The organism is Pseudomonas sp. PAGU 2196 (genome assembly GCF_022179005.1).
GTDB lineage: Bacteria > Pseudomonadota > Gammaproteobacteria > Pseudomonadales > Pseudomonadaceae > Aquipseudomonas > Aquipseudomonas kermanshahensis.
The window spans coordinates 19061-37103 of the sequence record NZ_BNTL01000038.1 but is presented as its reverse complement, the minus strand read 5'-3'; the positions used below and the strand labels follow the sequence as shown (position 1 = coordinate 37103).

Annotated in this window: 19 protein-coding genes; 12 read left to right on the top strand and 7 right to left on the bottom strand. The window is 62.0% G+C overall.

All coding sequences use genetic code 11. The features are described from left to right. Positions 1-53: 53 nt before the first annotated feature. The gene (ettA, locus tag MFF34_RS26460) at positions 54-1721 is read left to right on the top strand and encodes an energy-dependent translational throttle protein EttA (RefSeq protein ID WP_027594531.1); all 1668 of its coding nucleotides are present in this window, start codon (positions 54-56) and stop codon (positions 1719-1721) included. Between the two features lie 323 nt (positions 1722-2044). Further along, a complete protein-coding gene (gdhA, locus tag MFF34_RS26455; RefSeq protein ID WP_027594530.1) occupies positions 2045-3385 on the top strand; it encodes an NADP-specific glutamate dehydrogenase in 1341 nt (446 codons plus the stop codon). 193 nt (positions 3386-3578) lie between these two features. On the opposite strand, the gene MFF34_RS26450 is transcribed toward gdhA, so the two are convergent. From MFF34_RS26450 to MFF34_RS26435, 4 genes are all read right to left on the bottom strand, one after another. Next, positions 3579-4076: a GreA/GreB family elongation factor gene (locus MFF34_RS26450; RefSeq protein WP_238217466.1), complete on the bottom strand. Its 498-nt coding sequence runs from the start codon at positions 4074-4076 to the stop codon at positions 3579-3581. 66 nt (positions 4077-4142) lie between these two features. Further along, on the bottom strand, positions 4143-4499 hold the full coding sequence (locus tag MFF34_RS26445; protein WP_238217495.1) for a hypothetical protein: 357 nt from the start codon (positions 4497-4499) through the stop codon (positions 4143-4145). A gap of 78 nt (positions 4500-4577) precedes the next feature. Then, positions 4578-6431, bottom strand: coding sequence for a DUF4105 domain-containing protein (locus MFF34_RS26440; protein ID WP_238217465.1), 1854 nt, complete (start codon positions 6429-6431; stop codon positions 4578-4580). 75 nt (positions 6432-6506) lie between these two features. Then, positions 6507-6995, bottom strand: a complete 489-nt coding sequence (locus MFF34_RS26435) for a DUF3015 domain-containing protein (protein ID WP_027594526.1) — start codon at positions 6993-6995, stop codon at positions 6507-6509. Positions 6996-7251: 256 nt separating this feature from the next. On the opposite strand from MFF34_RS26435, the gene MFF34_RS26430 reads away from it, so the two are divergent. The 5 genes from MFF34_RS26430 (at position 7252) to MFF34_RS26410 (ending at position 11965) form a co-directional block, all read left to right on the top strand. Continuing rightward, positions 7252-9690 (top strand): Lon protease family protein, encoded by a 2439-nt coding sequence (locus MFF34_RS26430; RefSeq protein WP_238217463.1) that lies wholly within the window; start codon positions 7252-7254, stop codon positions 9688-9690. Between the two features lie 162 nt (positions 9691-9852). After that, entirely contained in the window at positions 9853-10191 is a 339-nt protein-coding gene (locus MFF34_RS26425) for a hypothetical protein (RefSeq protein WP_027594524.1), read from the top strand. Between the two features lie 164 nt (positions 10192-10355). Next, positions 10356-10844, top strand: a complete 489-nt coding sequence (locus tag MFF34_RS26420) for a TIGR00645 family protein (RefSeq protein ID WP_016501546.1) — start codon at positions 10356-10358, stop codon at positions 10842-10844. A gap of 112 nt (positions 10845-10956) precedes the next feature. Beyond that, entirely contained in the window at positions 10957-11262 is a 306-nt protein-coding gene (locus MFF34_RS26415; RefSeq protein WP_238217461.1) for a DUF6482 family protein, read from the top strand. An 85-nt stretch (positions 11263-11347) separates the two neighbouring features. Next, positions 11348-11965, top strand: a complete 618-nt coding sequence (locus MFF34_RS26410; RefSeq protein WP_027594522.1) for an FKBP-type peptidyl-prolyl cis-trans isomerase — start codon at positions 11348-11350, stop codon at positions 11963-11965. A 124-nt stretch (positions 11966-12089) separates the two neighbouring features. Here MFF34_RS26410 and MFF34_RS26405 read toward each other — a convergent pair whose 3' ends face one another. The 3 genes from MFF34_RS26405 to MFF34_RS26395 all read right to left on the bottom strand — a co-directional run bounded on the left by MFF34_RS26405 (position 12090) and on the right by MFF34_RS26395 (position 14026). Continuing rightward, the gene (locus MFF34_RS26405; protein WP_010951938.1) at positions 12090-12335 is read right to left on the bottom strand and encodes a hypothetical protein; all 246 of its coding nucleotides are present in this window, start codon (positions 12333-12335) and stop codon (positions 12090-12092) included. Positions 12336-12486: 151 nt separating this feature from the next. Beyond that, positions 12487-12828, bottom strand: a complete 342-nt coding sequence (locus MFF34_RS26400; protein WP_027594521.1) for a zinc ribbon domain-containing protein YjdM — start codon at positions 12826-12828, stop codon at positions 12487-12489. A gap of 229 nt (positions 12829-13057) precedes the next feature. Then, positions 13058-14026 carry a polyprenyl synthetase family protein gene (locus MFF34_RS26395; protein WP_027594520.1) on the bottom strand — a complete coding sequence of 323 codons (969 nt, stop codon included), beginning with the start codon at positions 14024-14026 and terminating at the stop codon, positions 13058-13060. A 244-nt stretch (positions 14027-14270) separates the two neighbouring features. On the opposite strand from MFF34_RS26395, the gene rplU reads away from it, so the two are divergent. From rplU to MFF34_RS26370, 5 genes are all read left to right on the top strand, one after another. After that, positions 14271-14585, top strand: coding sequence for a 50S ribosomal protein L21 (gene rplU, locus MFF34_RS26390; RefSeq protein ID WP_003247466.1), 315 nt, complete (start codon positions 14271-14273; stop codon positions 14583-14585). 38 nt (positions 14586-14623) lie between these two features. Continuing rightward, complete coding sequence (gene rpmA, locus MFF34_RS26385; RefSeq protein ID WP_008092023.1) at positions 14624-14881, top strand: 50S ribosomal protein L27; 258 nt, start codon at positions 14624-14626, stop codon at positions 14879-14881. A gap of 188 nt (positions 14882-15069) precedes the next feature. Then, positions 15070-16296: an Obg family GTPase CgtA gene (cgtA, locus tag MFF34_RS26380; protein WP_027594519.1), complete on the top strand. Its 1227-nt coding sequence runs from the start codon at positions 15070-15072 to the stop codon at positions 16294-16296. An 85-nt stretch (positions 16297-16381) separates the two neighbouring features. Beyond that, positions 16382-17500, top strand: a complete 1119-nt coding sequence (gene proB / locus MFF34_RS26375) for a glutamate 5-kinase (protein ID WP_027594518.1) — start codon at positions 16382-16384, stop codon at positions 17498-17500. Positions 17501-17510: 10 nt separating this feature from the next. Next, on the top strand, positions 17511-17966 hold the full coding sequence (locus tag MFF34_RS26370) for a CreA family protein (RefSeq protein WP_172960338.1): 456 nt from the start codon (positions 17511-17513) through the stop codon (positions 17964-17966). Positions 17967-18043: the final 77 nt, after the last annotated feature.

Genomic DNA, 18043 nt, shown 5'->3' with positions numbered 1-18043 from the left:
GGCCCACTGCCGGGGCGTTGGTCGATGTCTTTACCTATTTAGAGGGCTTGGTTTTGGCTCAATACGTCTACACCATGCATCGGCTGAGCAAGGTCGTGCCGCCGAAGCGCGAAATTCTCAAGAACATCTCCCTGTCGTTCTTCCCAGGCGCCAAGATCGGCGTACTCGGCCTGAACGGCGCGGGTAAATCGACCCTGCTGCGCATCATGGCGGGCGTCGACAAGGAATTCGACGGCGAAGCCCGTCCGATGCCCGACATCAACGTCGGCTACCTGCCGCAGGAACCACAACTCGACCCCGCCAAGACCGTGCGTGAAGTGGTCGAGGAAGCGGTCAGCGTGATCAAGGACGCCCAGGCTCGCCTGGACGAGGTCTACGCCGCCTACGCCGAACCCGACGCCGACTTCGACAAGCTGGCCGCCGAACAGGCCAAGCTCGAGTCGATCCTGCAGGCTGCCGACGGCCACAACCTCGAGCGCCAGCTGGACGTCGCCGCCGACGCCCTGCGCCTGCCGGCCTGGGACGCGAAAATCGAACACCTGTCCGGTGGTGAAAAGCGCCGTGTGGCCCTGTGCCGCCTGCTGCTGTCGGCCCCCGACATGCTGCTGCTCGACGAACCGACCAACCACCTGGACGCCGACTCGGTGGCCTGGCTGGAGCGCTTCCTGCACGACTTCCCGGGCACCGTGGTAGCGATTACCCACGACCGTTACTTCCTCGACAACGTCGCCGGCTGGATCCTCGAACTGGACCGCGGTGCCGGCATCCCGTACGAAGGCAACTACTCGGGCTGGCTGGAAGCCAAGTCGGACCGTCTGGCGCAGGAATCCAAGCAGCAGAGCGCCCACGAAAAGGCCATGAAAGAGGAACTGGAGTGGGTGCGCAAAGGCGCCAAGGCCCGCCAGTCCAAATCCAAGGCACGTCTGCAGCGCTTTGAAGAAATGCAGTCGCAAGAGTTCCAGAAGCGCAGCGAGACCAACGAGATCTACATCCCGGCCGGCCCGCGCCTGGGTGACAAGGTCATCGAGTTCAAGAACGTTTCCAAAGGCTATGGCGATCGCGTGCTGATCGACAACCTGTCGTTTGCCATGCCGAAGGGCGCCATTGTCGGCGTGATCGGCGGTAACGGCGCCGGTAAGTCGACCCTGTTCCGCATGTTGATGGGCAAGGAGCAGCCGGACTCGGGCAGCATCGAAATCGGCGAAACCGTGCAACTGGCCTGCGTCGACCAGAGCCGCGAAGACCTGGACGGTTCCAAGACCGTGTTCCAGCAGATCTCCGACGGTTCCGACCAGATCCGCATCGGTAACTACGAGATCCCGTCGCGCACCTACGTGGGCCGCTTCAACTTCAAGGGCGGCGACCAGCAGAAGTTCGTCAAGGACCTGTCGGGTGGTGAGCGTGGCCGTCTGCACCTGGCCCTGACCCTGAAGGAGGGCGGTAACGTCCTGCTGCTCGACGAACCGTCCAACGACCTCGACGTCGAAACCCTGCGTTCCCTGGAAGAAGCCCTGCTGGACTTCCCGGGCGCCGCCATTGTGATTTCCCACGACCGTTGGTTCCTGGACCGCGTGGCGACCCACATCCTGGCGTACGAAGACGACTCGAACGTGATGTTCTTCGAAGGCAACTACACCGAGTACGAAGCCGACCGCAAGAAGCGCCTGGGCGATGCTGCTGCCCAGCCGCACCGTGTACGGCACAAGAAGCTGGCCCAGTAAGCCGGTTTTAGCTGCACTAGAATGGGGCCCTCAGGGGCCCCATTTTTGTGCCTGGCAGGCATCGGCGTTGGCCTCTTCGCGGGGCAAGCCCGCTCCCACAGAATCCCCCGCAATCTCAGTGTTGAACAGGCCTCTGTGGGAGCGGGCTTGCCCGCGAAGAGGCCGATCCTGCTAACAATATTTCTATTGCTTTGTATACATTTATATAAAACGCACCAAATAATTTCAAAAAAACGACATTACGCCCTGTTCTCGTGCGATTGCTTCTTGGTACATTCGAAAAAAAACCAATAAGTCCAATCCCTCTTGGTGAGATGTCTACCATGATCGAATCTGTCGACAATTTCCTCGCGCGCCTCAAGCAACGCGATCCTGCCCAGCCTGAATTCCACCAGGCGGTGGAAGAAGTCTTGCGTACCCTGTGGCCGTTCCTCGAAGCCAACCCTCATTACCTGCAGGCCGGTATCCTGGAGCGTATGGTCGAACCCGAGCGCGCTGTGCTGTTCCGTGTTTCGTGGGTCGATGACCAAGGCAAGGTCCAGGTCAACCGCGGCTACCGCATCCAAATGAGCAGCGCCATCGGCCCGTACAAGGGCGGCCTGCGCTTCCACCCGTCGGTGAACCTGAGCGTGCTCAAGTTCCTGGCCTTCGAGCAGGTGTTCAAGAACTCTCTGACCTCGCTGCCCATGGGTGGCGGTAAAGGCGGCTCGGACTTCGACCCCAAGGGCAAGAGCGATGCGGAAGTGATGCGCTTCTGCCAGGCGTTCATGAGCGAACTGTACCGCCACATCGGCGCCGACGTTGACGTACCAGCCGGTGACATCGGTGTGGGCGCGCGCGAAATCGGCTTCATGTTCGGCCAGTACAAGCGCCTGGCCAACCAGTTCACCTCGGTGCTGACCGGTAAGGGCATGACTTATGGCGGCAGCCTGATTCGCCCGGAAGCTACCGGCTACGGCTGCGTCTACTTCGCTGAAGAAATGCTCAAGCGCCGTGACCTGCGCATCGATGGCCGTCGCGTGGCCATTTCTGGGTCCGGCAACGTGGCCCAGTATGCTGCGCGCAAGGTCATGGACCTGGGCGGCAAGGTCATCTCGCTGTCCGATTCCGAAGGCACCCTGTACGCCGAAGCCGGCCTCAGCGACGCCCAGTGGGACGCCGTGATGGAGCTGAAAAACGTCAAGCGTGGCCGCCTCAGCACGCTGGCGGGCGAGTTCGGCCTTGAGTTCCGTAAGGGCCAGACCCCGTGGAGCCTGCCGTGCGACATCGCCCTGCCGTGCGCCACGCAAAACGAGCTGGACACCGAAGACGCCCGCACCCTGCTGCGCAATGGGTGCTTCTGCGTCGCCGAAGGCGCCAACATGCCGACCACCCTTGAGGCGGTGGATATCTTCCTCGAGGCAGGCATTCTGTACGCCCCGGGCAAGGCATCCAACGCCGGTGGCGTGGCCGTGTCGGGCCTGGAAATGTCGCAGAACGCCATGCGCCTGCTGTGGACGGCCGGTGAAGTGGACAGCAAGCTGCACAACATCATGCAGTCGATCCACCATGCCTGTGTTCACTATGGTGAAGAGGCGGATGGCACGATCAACTACGTCAAGGGCGCGAACATCGCCGGCTTTGTGAAAGTGGCTGATGCCATGCTGGCGCAGGGCGTGGTCTGATCCAAGATCGCTGGGGCCGCTTTGCGGCCCATTCGCGGCACAAGGCCGCTCCCACCCGAACTGTGTAGCCTCAAAGGCTAGCACCGCGCCTGTGGGGAGCTGGCCAGCGATGAGGCGGGAGCAAGCATCACAGGACAGTTGCTGTGGGAGCGGCCTTGCGCCGCGAATGGGCTGCAGCGCAGCCCCAAGGCCCTCAAGCCTCACCCTCGATAGCGACCACCTCGATTACCTGATCCCCCACCGGCCGCCGCCACACCACCTCATCCCCAGGCCCCGCGCCCAGCAATGCCCGCCCCAGCGGCGAGCCCCAGTTGATCAACCCGTGGCCCGCATCGGCCTGATCTTCCCCCACCAGCTGCACCTCATGCGCCTGGCCCTGCTCATCCACAAAGCTCACCCGGCTACCGATCTGCACCTTGTCCCGCGAGGTAGCGGCTGGCACCACCTGGGCACTCTGCACCCGTGCGCTGAAGTAGCGCAGGTCGCGCTCGGCATCGGCCAGGCGCTGCTTGTCGGCACGCTCGCCCTGGGCCTGCAACTGGCTGCGCAATGTATTGAGTTCGGCTACCCGCTGCTGCAATTGCGCCAGGCCACTGGCCGTGACGTAGTTGGGCTGCTCGCTCACCCGTCGCTCAACCGGTTGGTCGGCCTGGGCGGCAGCTTGGTCTTCGTTGACGAACGCTCGGCTCATGGTGGCCTCCTTGTGCAGGAGACCATGATGGCAGGCCGCCGGTTTCAAGGGATGTCAGTTTGCGACCTAGTTGTGGCGATAGGCCCGTGCGGCATCGCGGTCCTTCTCGTGCTCCCAGTCACGGTCGCGTTGGTCCCAGTAGCGGTCACGGTATTGACGCTGCTCTTCGCTGTTCTGCAGTGCGTGGCATTGGCGAAAGCCATCGTCCCAGCCGCTTTCGTACTGGCGATTGTGCAGGTAGCGCGGCACGTCCTTGCGGAAGTCGCCGGCCATCACCCCGGCCGCCTGCCGGCCGCTGCTGCAGCCATCCTGGAAGCCATCGGCGTAGGCGGGGGGGTAACCGTGGTCGAGCATCTGTTCGTGGGTGGTTTCGCACCCTGACAGCAAAAAGGCAACGCACAGGCCTAACCAGTACCGCGACATGAACACCAGACCCTCCAATTGATGCTGGAGAGTCTAGGGGGCGATTTGTCGGTGAGCTGTCAAAACAGTGTCAAAGAGTCAGTAGTGGTACCACTTCAGCTCCAGCATCACTTCGTTCTGCGCAGTCGCCACGTGGCTGAATTCGCGCGAGGCACTTAACCGCAGGCCCAGGTTGCGGCTGATCTCCCATTGCTGATTCAGGCTCACGCTGCGCCGCACTTCGCCATTGGTGAAGAAGTCGCCCTTCGCCTCCAGTGTCATGTTGCCCAGCCCGTTGCGCCAGAGCAGGCCGCCGTTGAACCCGGCTGCCGGGGAGATGAACTCGGCAAAATCATTGTGGTGTTCGACCCGCACCGTGCCCAGGGCGAAGCCCAGCAGTTCGTCGGCCAGTTGCCAGGTGCCGCCAGCGCCACCATTCACATGGCTGACCAGCACTTCGTCGTCATGCTTGCCCGGCACCCGTTCCAGGCCACCGGTCACCTGCCATGACCACGGTTTGAGCAGCGCATTGCGGGGTGTCAGCGAGCGGATGGTGGCAAGGTCCAGGCGCTGCACATGCCAGTCGTTGCCTTCGTACTGGCGGACTTTCAGCTGCAGAATCTCGATTTGCGCGCCCAGCGGGAAGCCATAGGCATTGTCGTTGAGGTCGTGATACGCCATGCGCAGGCCGTACTCGGCGTAGGCGCGGTCTTCCCGCGTGCCGACACCCAGCTGCCAGGTGCGTGAGTCATGGCCATCCTCGGGCAACCCCGGGCGCTCGATTTCCAGCGCTGGCGGCGGGTTGCGGTTGATTGCGCGCAGCAGCTCGAAGCTGCGCGTAGCTTGGCCTGGGTCGCGTTGCTGGCCATTGGCGCGGTAACGCTCCAAGCGGTAGGCAGCGTCCTGTACCAGCGCCTGGCGCTCACGGGGCAGGCCAGTGAACTCGGGGCTTTGCAGCTGTGCGGTATCGGCGCTGACAGCCAGCACCTGCTGTTTTTCGTGAGGGGCCAGCGGCTCGGCGCGGGCCAGCAGTTCGCGCTCGCGCGAAGGCCGGTAGTTGACGCTGGACACCAGGCCAGACTGGCGCACCGCCTTGACCGTGTCGGTAGGGATGGCGGTCAGCGGGAACTGCGACGTCAAATCCAGGCCTGGCCGCGCCACCTGCAGCAGTTCGAGCAGGCGGTACGAGCAGTTCTCGTCGAAGAAGAAATAGTCGAACTGGATCTGCTTCAGCTCCCACACATGCTCGACCATGCGCCCGGTCTCTTGCGGGGTGAGGTCCAGCTGGTACTCCCACAGGTCGCGGTTCTCCAGGCTGCGGTACTCGGACAGCTTCTCTTGGTAGGGCATCAGCGCGAACAGGCCTGGGTAGCCGCCCATCAGGCCTTTCCAGGCATACAGGATGCTGTTGTCGCTGCCTTCGATGTAGGCGCCGAAGTTGATCGCGTAGCTCAGCAGCGTGGTGTCGTCGCTGTGGGTGTTGGACTGATCGATACGCAGCAAGGTGTGGCCGAACATCGACGAAGGGCTGTTCAAGTAGGCCGCCGGGAAGATCAGCGCGGCGCTGTGCGGGTCGATCGAGGTGTACCAGGTCTTGAATTCCTGGCAGTCGGGCTGTGGCAGGTCGGTCAGCCCCAGTTGCTCCTTGAGCCAGCGGGTACGCGCTGGGAAAACGCACTGGGCATGCTTGTCGCCCAGGCTGGCGGGCGCATACAGGGCCTGCACCGTGGCCCGCAACTCTTGGTCCGGGTGGTGCGCGCCATCGTCGGCGAGAAAGAACTGGGTATCGTCCACATAGCTGCGCCAACCACCCAGCTTGGCGGTTTCGTAATGGCCCAGGGCGATCCAGTAGGGGTTATTGGCCAATTGCTGAAGACGGCCTTCATCCAGCGCAGGCGCAGCATGAACAGGGGCGCAGGCACACAGCGCCAGGTAAGCGAGGCGTTTGAGCATATCGGGCAACTACTTCTTCACGATGCCGAAAGAAAGGGCGAAACCCGCCCCGACAGGGGGGCGGGGATGCTGCGCTTAAGCCTCGGTGGCGTATTTGGCCAGGCGTGGGTCGTTCTTCAGAACAGCCAGGGTATTGCTGTGCACGGTTTCGGCCGTGACGTCGGCGCTGCTGAAGATCTGGCTGAAGTGCTGGTGGGTGACCGACTCGAAGTAAGTACGGTCTTCCGGCGCTACGCCCAGTACCACGGCATAGGTGGTCAGCGCCTCGCCTTTGCCCATGGCCATGTCTTCGGACAGTTCGTTCATCATGCCATTCATGGCAAACCACGACTTGCCGCCATAGGTCAGCGAAGCCTTGGTGGAGCAGCCATTGGTGCCGGAGGTCATGCCGAAGGTGGCGTTACCGGAGGTGCCGTTAGTGGTGGAAGCCAGGAAGTGAGCCGGCGTACCGCGTTGGCCTTCGAACAGCATGTTGCCCCAGCCGCAGTTCGGGCCGCCTGGCGCTTCAGCCATGGCATTGAGGGAGACCACGGTGAACAGAGTACCCAGAAGAATCCGTTTCATAGCATTTGTTCTCTATTTGTCTTAAACCAAGGGTCAGGGTTTCTGGCAACTCGATTGCCAGGTCGGGAAAGCTTTTCACCCACCCGCGCAGCTTGGAGTTTAGGCACGATCTAAAGGTTGCGTTGTTGATTGCGAAAAATTTGCCTGGAGGCCTGTGTTATCGCGACTGCGACATAAAGTCCCGGTGAGCCTTGCAAGGCGCGCGCGGGCAGCGCCAGAATGCTCCGTATCCGCCCCGCCGAAGTAAGGAAACCCAATGCCCGATCCTGTCGCTGCGCGCCTGCGTCTTGCGCCTGAAGCCCTGACCCGGCGTTTTTCCCCCGAGCAGTTTGCTTTTACCCATACCGACGATCTGGAGCCGTTTCGAGGCGTTCTGGGCCAGGAGCGAGCAGTCGAGGCCCTGCAATTCGGCGTGGCCATGCCTCGCCCTGGTTACAACGTGTATGTGATGGGCGAGCCCGGCACGGGCCGCTTCTCGTTCGTCAAGCGCTACCTCAAGGCCGAGGGCAAGCGCCAGCACACCCCAGCCGACTGGGTTTACGTCAACCACTTCGAGGAAACCCGCGAGCCGCGTGCCCTGGAGCTGCCCTCAGGCAGTGCCGGTGAATTCATCGCCGACATGGGTGGGCTGATCGACAACCTGTTGTCGACCTTCCCGGCAGTGTTCGAGCACCCGTCGTACCAGCAGAAGAAGGGCGCCATCGACCGCGCCTTCAACCAGCGCTACGACCGCGCCCTGGATGTGATCGAGCGGGCGTCGCTGGAAAAAGACGTGGCCCTGTACCGCGACGCCAGCAACGTTGCCTTCACCCCGATGGCCGAAGGCAAGGCGCTGGATGAAGCCGAGTTCGCACAGCTGCCTGAAGCGGTGCGCGAGCAGTTCCACGAGGACATCGCCCTGCTCGAGGAGCGCCTCAACGAAGAACTGGCCAGCCTGCCGCAGTGGAAGCGTGAGTCGAACAACCAGCTGCGTCAGCTCAACGAAGAAACCATCACCCTGTCCCTGCAGCCGCTGCTGGCGCCGCTGTCTGAAAAGTACGCCGAGAACGCTGCGGTGTGCGCCTACCTGCAGTCGGTGCAACTGAACCTGCTGCGCACCGTGGTCGAGCAGTTGGTCGATGACAGCAAGACCGACGCCGTGGCGCGCAAGATGCTCGAAGAGCAATACGCGCCAAGCCTGGTGGTCGGCCATCACCACGATGGCGGCGCGCCGGTGGTGTTTGAGCCGCACCCGACCTACGACAACCTGTTCGGCCGGATCGAATACAGCACCGACCAAGGCGCGTTGTACACCTCCTATCGCCAATTGCGCCCAGGCGCCTTGCACCGGGCCAACGGCGGCTTCCTGATTCTTGAAGCCGAGAAGATGCTTGGCGAGCCCTTCGTCTGGGATGCGCTCAAGCGTGCGCTGCAGTCGCGCAAGCTGAAGATGGAGTCGCCGCTGGGTGAACTGGGCCGGGTGGCGAGCGTCAGCCTGACGCCACAGATGATCCCGCTCAACGTCAAGCTGGTGATCATCGGCTCGCGCCAGCTTTACTACGCGCTGCAGGACCATGATCCGGACTTCCAGGAAATGTTCCGGGTGCTGGTGGACTTCGACGAAGACATGCCCATGGTCGACGAGAACCTGGAGCAGTTCGCCCAGCTCTTGCGTACCCGCACCAACGAAGAAGGCATGGCGCCGCTGACCAGCGACGCCGTGGCGCGCCTGGCCACCTACAGTGCCCGGCTGGCAGAAAACCAGTCGCGGCTGTCGGCGCGCATCGGTGACCTGTTCCAGCTGGTCAGCGAGGCCGACTTCATTCGCCAACTGGCCAGCGACGAGATGACCGATGCCGGCCACATCGAACGCGCACTCAAGGCCAAGGCCACCCGTACCGGGCGTGTGTCGCAGCGGGTGCTGGACGACATGCTCGCCGGCATCATCCTGATCGACACCGAAGGCGCGGCCATCGGCAAGTGCAACGGCCTGACGGTGCTGGAAGTGGGCGATTCGGCGTTCGGCATGCCGGCGCGTATCTCTGCCAGCGTCTACCCCGGTGGCAGCGGCATTGTCGACATCGAGCGTGAGGTCAACCTGGGCCAGCCGATCCACTCCAAGGGGGTAATGATTCTGACCGGCTACCTGGGCAGTCGCTACGCCCAGGAGTTCCCGCTGGCCATCTCGGCGAGCATCGCCCTGGAGCAGTCCTACGGCTACGTCGACGGTGACAGCGCCTCGCTGGGTGAGGTCTGCACACTGATCTCGGCGTTGTCGCGCACGCCGCTCAAGCAATGCTTTGCCATCACCGGCTCGATCAACCAGTTCGGTGAAGTGCAGGCGGTGGGCGGGGTCAATGAGAAGATCGAGGGCTTCTTCCGGCTCTGCGATGCGCGCGGCCTGACCGGCGACCAAGGGGTGATCATTCCACGGGCCAACGTGGCCACCCTGATGCTCGACGAACGTGTGCTGCAGGCGGTCGAAGCCGGGCAGTTCCACGTTTACGCGGTCAGCCAGGCTGACGAGGCGCTGAGCCTGCTGGTAGGCGAGGAGGCCGGTGTGGCGGATGACAAGGGCGAGTTCACCGAGGGCAGCGTCAATGCCCGCGTGGTGGAGCGCCTGCGGGAAATCGCCGAAATGATCAGCGAAGAAGACATCAAAGAGGCGGAAAAGGAACGCCTGGAAGAGGTGATTGCGCAGGCTAAACCCGCCTGAGTCAATAAATCGGCGCTGGCGGCGATGTGCTACCGTTCAGCGCCGGTTTTCCAACTTTCTGAGTTGTTCTTCTATGCTGGAACTTAAGGAGCAATCAGGGTTCAGGATGGAAACAGCCTGAGGGTTTCAGGCTGAACAGGGCTCATTGGAGGGGACGCGGCCATGCGCAACCTCAGCCTTACTCGCCAGTGCCTGGGCCTGGTGACCCGCATTGAATGCAGCATTCGCCCACTCGCCGGTGACAATGGCATGTGGACGCTGCTGTTCGCCGCCGGCATGGCCGGTGAGCAACCCTCGGCCATCAAGGCTCAGGGGCCGTTCCACGGGCCATTGGTTGCCGAATCGGTGCTCAATGCCATCGTCGACAGCCTCACGCTGCATGGCTACCAAGTGACCGAAGACCCGCAGATCTGGTGCCTGCACCTGCAAGCGCAGTTGCGTCGCATCAATGGCGAGCGTTGCCGCAACCTGGGGGATTATCAGTTTCATCCTGAAAGCTGAGTGAGCTGGGGCCGCTTTGCGGCCATTCGCAGCACAAGGCTGCTCCTACCGGTAGGGGCAGCCTTGTGCTGCGAATGGGCCAACTCGATTCAGCTTTTGCTGTAACAGGTGGCTGGCTATACTCGCCGTCGCTTTTTTAGTCACCTGACGAGTCCTTACCCTCCATGGAACGTATTCTCGAAAACGCGATGTATGCCTCGCGCTGGCTGCTCGCCCCTATCTACTTCGGCCTGTCGCTCGGCCTGCTGGCCCTGGCCCTGAAATTCTTCCAGGAAGTCGTCCACGTCCTGCCCAACGTTTTTGCCTTGAGCGAAGCTGACCTGATCCTGGTGATCCTGTCGTTGATCGACATGTCGCTGGTGGGCGGCCTGCTGGTGATGGTGATGATTTCCGGCTACGAGAACTTCGTCTCGCAACTGGACATCGACGACAGCAAAGAGAAGCTCAACTGGCTCGGCAAAATGGACTCTTCGTCGCTGAAGATGAAGGTTGCTGCGTCGATCGTGGCCATTTCGTCCATTCACCTGCTGCGGGTGTTCATGGATGCCCAAAACATCTCCACCGACTACCTGATGTGGTACGTGATCATCCACATGACCTTCGTGGTGTCGGCCTTCTGCATGGGCTACCTGGACAAGCTCACCAAGCACTGAGCCCACGCGGCTTGAGGGTAAAACTGACCAATGGCGTCAGTTTTACCTTGTGTATTCGCAAACCTTGTACAAAAAATGAGCACTCACGCGGTTCCCGCTGCGAGGTGCTCTCATGAACCTGCATCAGCTCAATACCGAGGCCAGGGTCGGCCATGTCGACGAACTCAACCTGATTGCCATCGAAGGTGGCGACTATCTTCTTGAGGCCCGGATCAAGGGCCGTGCGCATCCGCTTTCCGACAGCCGTGGGCAACGCTTGCGCGTGCACTCCGTGGAAGAGGCACGGAGCCTGCTCAAGGACCTTCCATTGCTCTCGCTGAACCTGTTGCACTGGTCTGTGCAGGACGAAATGTGTGGCATGGGCACGCACCCGGAAGAAGACCTGAAAGTGCCGATTTCCCAGCGTTCGGCCTGGTAGCTGCTCGCGGCGCCCCAGTGTGCTAGGCTGCTCGCCCTTTTCATCAAGGGCGCGGCTGCACTGCGCCCTGCAGTGGAGCACGACAATGTCCGAACTCAACCTGTCTACCGACGAAACCCGCGTCAGCTACGGCATCGGCCGTCAGCTGGGTGGCCAACTGCGTGACAACCCGCCACCAGGCGTTAGCCTGGACGCCATCCTGGCCGGCCTGACCGACGCCTTCAACGGCGCCGACAGCCGCGTCAGCGAAGCCGACCTGTCGGCCAGCTTCAAAGTCATCCGCGACATCATGCAAGCCGAAGCTGCAGCCAAGGCTGAAGCCGCTGCTGGCGCTGGCAAGGCATTCCTCGCCGAAAACGCCAAGCGTGAAGGCATCACCACCCTGGCTTCCGGCCTGCAGTTCGAAGTGCTGACCGCAGGTGAAGGCGCCAAGCCGACCCGCGAAAGCAACGTGCGTACTCACTACCACGGCACCCTGATCGACGGCACCGTGTTCGACAGCTCGTACGACCGTGGTCAGCCGGCTGAATTCCCGGTTGGCGGCGTGATCGCTGGCTGGACCGAAGCCCTGCAGCTGATGAACGCTGGCAGCAAATGGCGCCTGTACGTGCCGAGCGAGCTGGCCTACGGCGCCCAAGGCGTTGGCAGCATCCCGCCGCACAGCGTCCTGGTGTTCGACGTCGAGCTGCTCGACGTACTGTAAGACCGCTGGGGCCGCTTTGCGGCCCATTCGCGGGGCAAGCCCGCTCCCACAGAGATACTCAAGATGAGCAGAGAGGTCTTTGTGGGAGCGGGCTTGCCCCGCGAAGAGGCCGGGCCTGCAAACATCAATTCCAGTCTGTCCCCCCAGGGCGCAACGCCCGCGCATAGCAAAACAGAAACAAATTCCGTACCAGCTCCTTGAGCACCCCAGGCTCACTCGAATTCAGCCCGCTCATGTCCAGGTCGCCCTGGTCTCGCAGTTCATCGAGCGCTTCTTCTTCAAGCACAGCACAGACTTCGCCAGTCTCGCGATGCAGGATGCGCAGGTAAGGGTGAGGGCGTTCGAGCCAGGCGTCGATCAGATAAGTCATGGCTATTCTCCTTGGACAGCAATTCCAATGAGAATAATTCTTATTATCAAAATAGCAAGGGGCTATTGGCGTATTTTTGCCGGATGGTGCAGTGACCCTGTTGCAGGATCTGTCAGGGCCGCCTGAAAGGCAGCCCCGTCGCACAGCGTTGTCAGACCTTGCGTACGAACTCGGACTTCAGCTTCATGGCGCCGATGCCGTCGATCTTGCAGTCGATGTCGTGGTCGCCGTCGCACAGGCGGATGTTCTTGACCTTGGTGCCGACCTTGACCACCAGGGACGAGCCCTTGACCTTGAGGTCCTTGATCACGGTGACGGTATCGCCGTCCTGCAGGACGTTGCCGACCGAATCCTTTTTCACCACGTCATCGCTGGCGGCTTCGGCTTCGCCGTTGGCCGACCACTCGTGGGCACATTCGGGGCAGATCAGCTGGCTGCCATCCTCATAGGTGTATTCGGAATTGCATTTGGGGCAGGGCGGCAGAGTGCTCACTTCGGTTCCTTAAACAGACAGGCGGTTAAAGGCCCATATTGTATAAGGTTTTAACCGCAAAGTGTTTTTGTCCGTACAAAAGCATTCGTGGGACAAGCCCGCTCCCACAGGTTCTCCACCCAGCTCAAGGGCAGTGGTGTACCTGTGCTCCCACAGGTTCTCCACCCAGCTCAAGGGCAGTGGTGTACCTGTGGGAGCGGGCTTGTCCCGCGAAGAGGGCGACGCTGTCTTAGTGCGTACGCGCTACCGCAAACTCGCTCAGCTCGATCAATGCATCGCGATACTCGCTGGCCGGCAGCACTTCCAGGCACTCGATGGCCTTGGCCACGTAGTCGCGTGCCATCTGCGCGGTGTAGTCCAACGCGCCCGAGGCTTCGACCGCTACGCGGATCTGCTCGAGGTCTTCCAGGCCGCCCTTCTGAATGGCCTTGCGCACCAGTGCAGCCTGTTCAGGCGTGCCTTCGCGCATGGTGTAGATCAGCGGCAGGGTCGGCTTGCCTTCGGCCAGGTCGTCACCGACGTTTTTGCCGAGGGTCTGCGAATCGCCCTTGTAGTCCAGCAGGTCGTCGACCAGTTGGAAGGCCACGCCCAGGTGGTCACCGAAGGTGCGCAGGGCCTCGCGCTGTGCTTCGCTGGCGCCGGCCAGCGCGGCGGCGCTGTGGGTCGAGGCTTCGAACAGCATGGCGGTCTTGCCGCGGATAACCTCCATGTACACCTCTTCCGTGGTGCTGGCATCGCGAACACGCGACAGCTGCAGCACTTCACCCTCGGCGATGACGCGGGTGGCCTTGGAGAGGATCTGCATGACCGGCATCGAACCCAGTTCGACCATCATTTCGAACGAGCGCGAATAAAGGAAGTCACCTACCAGCACGCTTGGCGCGTTGCCCCACAGCGCGTTGGCGGTGGAACGGCCACGGCGCATGCCCGACATGTCGACGACGTCGTCGTGCAGCAAGGTGGCGGTGTGCAGGAATTCGATGGTCGCTGCCAGCAGGCGCAGGTCGTCGCCTTCGCGGCCCAGGGCCTTGCCGCAGAGCAGGACCAGCAGGGGACGCAGGCGCTTGCCACCGGCCGACGTGATATAGTCGCCGATCTTCGATACCAGCGGCACGCGCGAGGTCAGCTGCTTCTTGATGATCTCGTCGACGGCGCTGAAATCATCAGCCACCGCGCGGTAGAAGGTTTGGGGTTGCATCGGCTGCTCCATTGACGTTGCGCGGCATGCTAGGTCGCGGGTCCCGGTGTGTCAAGGCGCGGTGCCAGCGCCACCGGGGCGGTACTTGCAAGCAAAACCGGGGTTGCGTACAATCGCGCACCCTAACTTCCTGGGCAGCACCTGCCTTACGCAATTGCACCGGGCCGTTCCAGCCCCATGCAGCCATGCCAGCCAATACTCAATATATAAAGCGCTGGGTGAGCAGGATTATCGGAGAAATACCATGTCTTACGCAGTAATCGTTACCGGCGGCAAGCAGTACAAAGTCGCTGAAGGTGAATTCCTCAAGATCGAAAAACTGGAAGTCGCCACTGGCGAATCCGTGACTTTCGATCGCGTTCTGCTGGTTGCCAACGGTGAAGAAGTCACCATCGGCGCACCAGTCGTCGCTGGCGCTAAAGTTGTTGCAGAAGTCGTTTCGCAAGGCCGTCACGATAAAGTCCGCATCATCAAGTTCCGTCGCCGTAAGCACCACATGAAGCGTATGGGCCACCGCCAGTGGTTCACCGAGATCAAAATCACCGGCATCCAGGCTTAATCCCCTAGATCCCCTGAATTTATTTGGAGAATTGAACCATGGCTCACAAGAAGGCTGGTGGTAGTACCCGTAACGGTCGCGACTCAGAATCGAAACGCCTTGGCGTGAAGATGTATGGCAGCCAGGTCGTCAAGGCCGGCAACATCATCGTCCGTCAGCGCGGCACCCAGTTCCACGCCGGTTACGGCGTTGGCATGGGCAAGGATCACACCCTGTTCGCCAAGATCGAAGGCGTGATCAAGTTCGAGAAGAAAGGCGAGTTCAACCGCCGTTACGTGAGCATCGTCGCCGCTTAATCGCGACGTCGCTCCAGAAGCCCCGTCATGCGACGGGGCTTTTTCGTTTGTGGTGAGCCTCTTGCAAAGCTGTTTGTATGGGCTGCCGGCGTGGGTTTCTACAGTCGTACGGGGCCGCCGCGCTCATTTTTGCAAGAGCCTCAGGTTTTTTAAGTATTCAGCTCGTCTGCCGACGAGAGGCGGTTTTAATGAAGTTTGTTGACGAAGTATCGATTCGAGTCAAAGCCGGTGACGGCGGTAACGGTTGCATGAGCTTCCGTCGCGAAAAATTCATCGAAAACGGTGGCCCTAACGGGGGAGACGGCGGTGACGGCGGTTCGGTCTACATGGTCGCCGACGAAAACCTCAACACCCTGGTCGACTACCGCTACACCCGTCACCACGAGGCCCAGCGTGGCGCCAACGGTGGCAGCACCGACTGCACCGGCAAGAAGGGTGAAGACCTGTTCCTGCGCGTGCCGGTCGGCACCACGGTGATCGACGCCACCACCCAGGAAGTGATCGGTGACCTGATCACCCCTGGCCAGAAACTGATGGTCGCCCAAGGCGGCTGGCACGGCCTGGGCAACACCCGTTTCAAGTCCAGCACCAACCGTGCGCCGCGCCAGACCACCCCAGGCAAGCCGGGTGATCAGCGCGACCTGAAAATGGAAATGAAGGTACTGGCCGACGTCGGCCTGCTCGGCCTGCCGAACGCTGGCAAGAGCACCTTCATCCGTTCGGTGTCGGCCGCCAAGCCGAAAGTCGCCGACTACCCGTTCACTACCCTGGTGCCGAACCTGGGTGTGGTCAGCGTCGACCGCTGGAAGAGCTTCGTCATCGCCGACATCCCTGGCCTGATCGAAGGCGCTTCCGACGGTGCCGGCCTGGGTATCCGCTTCCTCAAGCACTTGGCACGTACCCGTGTGCTGCTGCACCTGGTCGACATGGCGCCGCTGGACGAAAGCAGCCCGGCCGATGCCGCCGAAGTGATCGTCAACGAGCTGACCCGCTTCAGCCCGTCGCTGGCCGAGCGTGAGCGCTGGCTGGTGCTGAACAAGGCCGACATGGTCATGGAAGACGAGCGCGACGAGCGCGTCAAGGAAGTGGTCGAGCGTCTGCAGTGGGAAGGCCCGGTCTACGTGATCTCGGCGATCTCCAAGCAGGGCACCGACAAGCTCAGCCACGACCTGATGCGCTACCTCGAAGACCGCGCCGATCGCCTGGCCAACGACCCGGCCTACGCCGAAGAGCTGGCCGACCTCGATCAGCGCATCGAAGACGAAGCCCGTGCTCAGTTGCAGGCCCTGGACGACGCCCGCACCCTGCGTCGCACTGGCGTCAAGAGCGTCCACGACATCGGCGACGATGACGGTTGGGATGATGATTTCGAGGACGACGAAGACGGCCCAGAAATCATTTACGTGCGCGACTGACCGGTTGCAGTACACTAAACGCCGCTCTCTGGAGCGGCGTTTTTGTATCTACGGTCTCTACAGATTCGACATAGGTTGGAAGAAGATGCGAAGCAAGGTGACGGGCGCCAAGCGCTGGGTCGTGAAGATTGGCAGTGCTCTGCTGACCGCCGATGGCAAGGGCCTCGATCGCGGCGCAATGGCCGTTTGGGTCGAGCAGATGGTCGCGCTGCGTGAAGCAGGCGTGGAGTTGGTGCTGGTCTCTTCGGGGGCCGTGGCAGCTGGCATGAGCCAGTTGGGCTGGACCTCGCGACCGAGCGCGATGAACGAGCTGCAGGCGGCCGCGTCGATCGGCCAGATGCGCCTGGTACAGGCCTGGGAGTCGAGCTTCGGCGAGCACGGCAAGCACACCGCGCAAATTCTGCTAACCCATGACGACCTGTCTGACCGCAAGCGTTACCTCAACGCCCGCAGCACCCTGCGCACGCTGGTTGACTTGGGCGTGGTGCCGGTGATCAACGAGAACGACACCGTGGTCACCGACGAGATCCGCTTCGGCGACAACGACACCCTGGCCGCGCTGGTGGCCAACCTGGTGGAAGCCGACCTCCTGGTGATTCTCACCGACCGCGACGGCATGTTCGACGCCGACCCGCGCAATAACCCTGAAGCCCAGCTGATCTACGAAGCCCGCGCCGACGACCCGTCGCTCGACGCCGTGGCCGGTGGCACCGGCGGTGCTCTGGGGCGTGGCGGCATGCAGACCAAGCTGCGCGCGGCGCGCCTGGCGGCACGTTCCGGTGCCCACACCATCATCATCGGTGGCCGTATCGAGCGTGTGCTCGACCGCCTCAAAACGGGCGAGCGCCTGGGGACCTTGCTGTCGCCTGAGCGCGGCATGCTTGCAGCGCGCAAACAGTGGCTGGCCGGGCACCTGCAAACCCGTGGCACGCTGGTGCTGGACGCCGGTGCCGTGCAGGCGCTGCGCCAGGCCAACAAGAGCCTGTTGCCGGTGGGCGTGAAGACCGTGCAGGGCAGTTTCCGGCGTGGTGAGATGGTGGTGTGCGTCGGCCCTGATGGCCTGGAAGTGGCCCGCGGTTTGGCCAACTACAGCGCCCTTGAGGCGCAAAAAATCATTGGCCAGCCGTCCGATGCCATCGAAAGCATCCTGGGCTACAGCGCGGAGCCCGAGCTGGTGCACCGTGACAACCTGGTTCTGGTTTGAGGGCGTGGGCATGTTGAAAAGGATGATCGCCGTGGCAGCGTTGGCGTTGCCGATGCTGGCCGGTGCCGAGGAGGTCGGCCAGGTGTCGACCGTGTTCAAGTTCGTCGGGCCGAACGACCGCATCGTGGTCGAGGCATTCGATGACCCCAAGGTCGAGGGTGTGACCTGTTACCTGTCGCGGGCCAAGACCGGCGGCGTGAAGGGTGGCTTGGGCCTGGCCGAGGACCGGGCAGAGGCGTCGATTGCCTGCCGCCAGGTGGGGCCGATCAACTTCAAGGGTGAGTTGAAAGATGGCGAGGAAGTGTTCAAGGAACGCACCTCGTTGGTGTTCAAGACCATGCAGGTGGTGCGCTTTCTCGACAAGAAGCGCAATACCCTGGTGTACCTGGTGTACAGCGACCGCATGATCGAAGGCAGCCCGCAGAATGCGGTGACGGCGATTCCGATCTTGCCTTGGGCTCACTGATAGCCTGGTAGATGCTGGGAGGCCTTTGGCCTCCATTCGCAGCACAAGGCTGCTCCTACAGAGATCTGAGCTGCGTC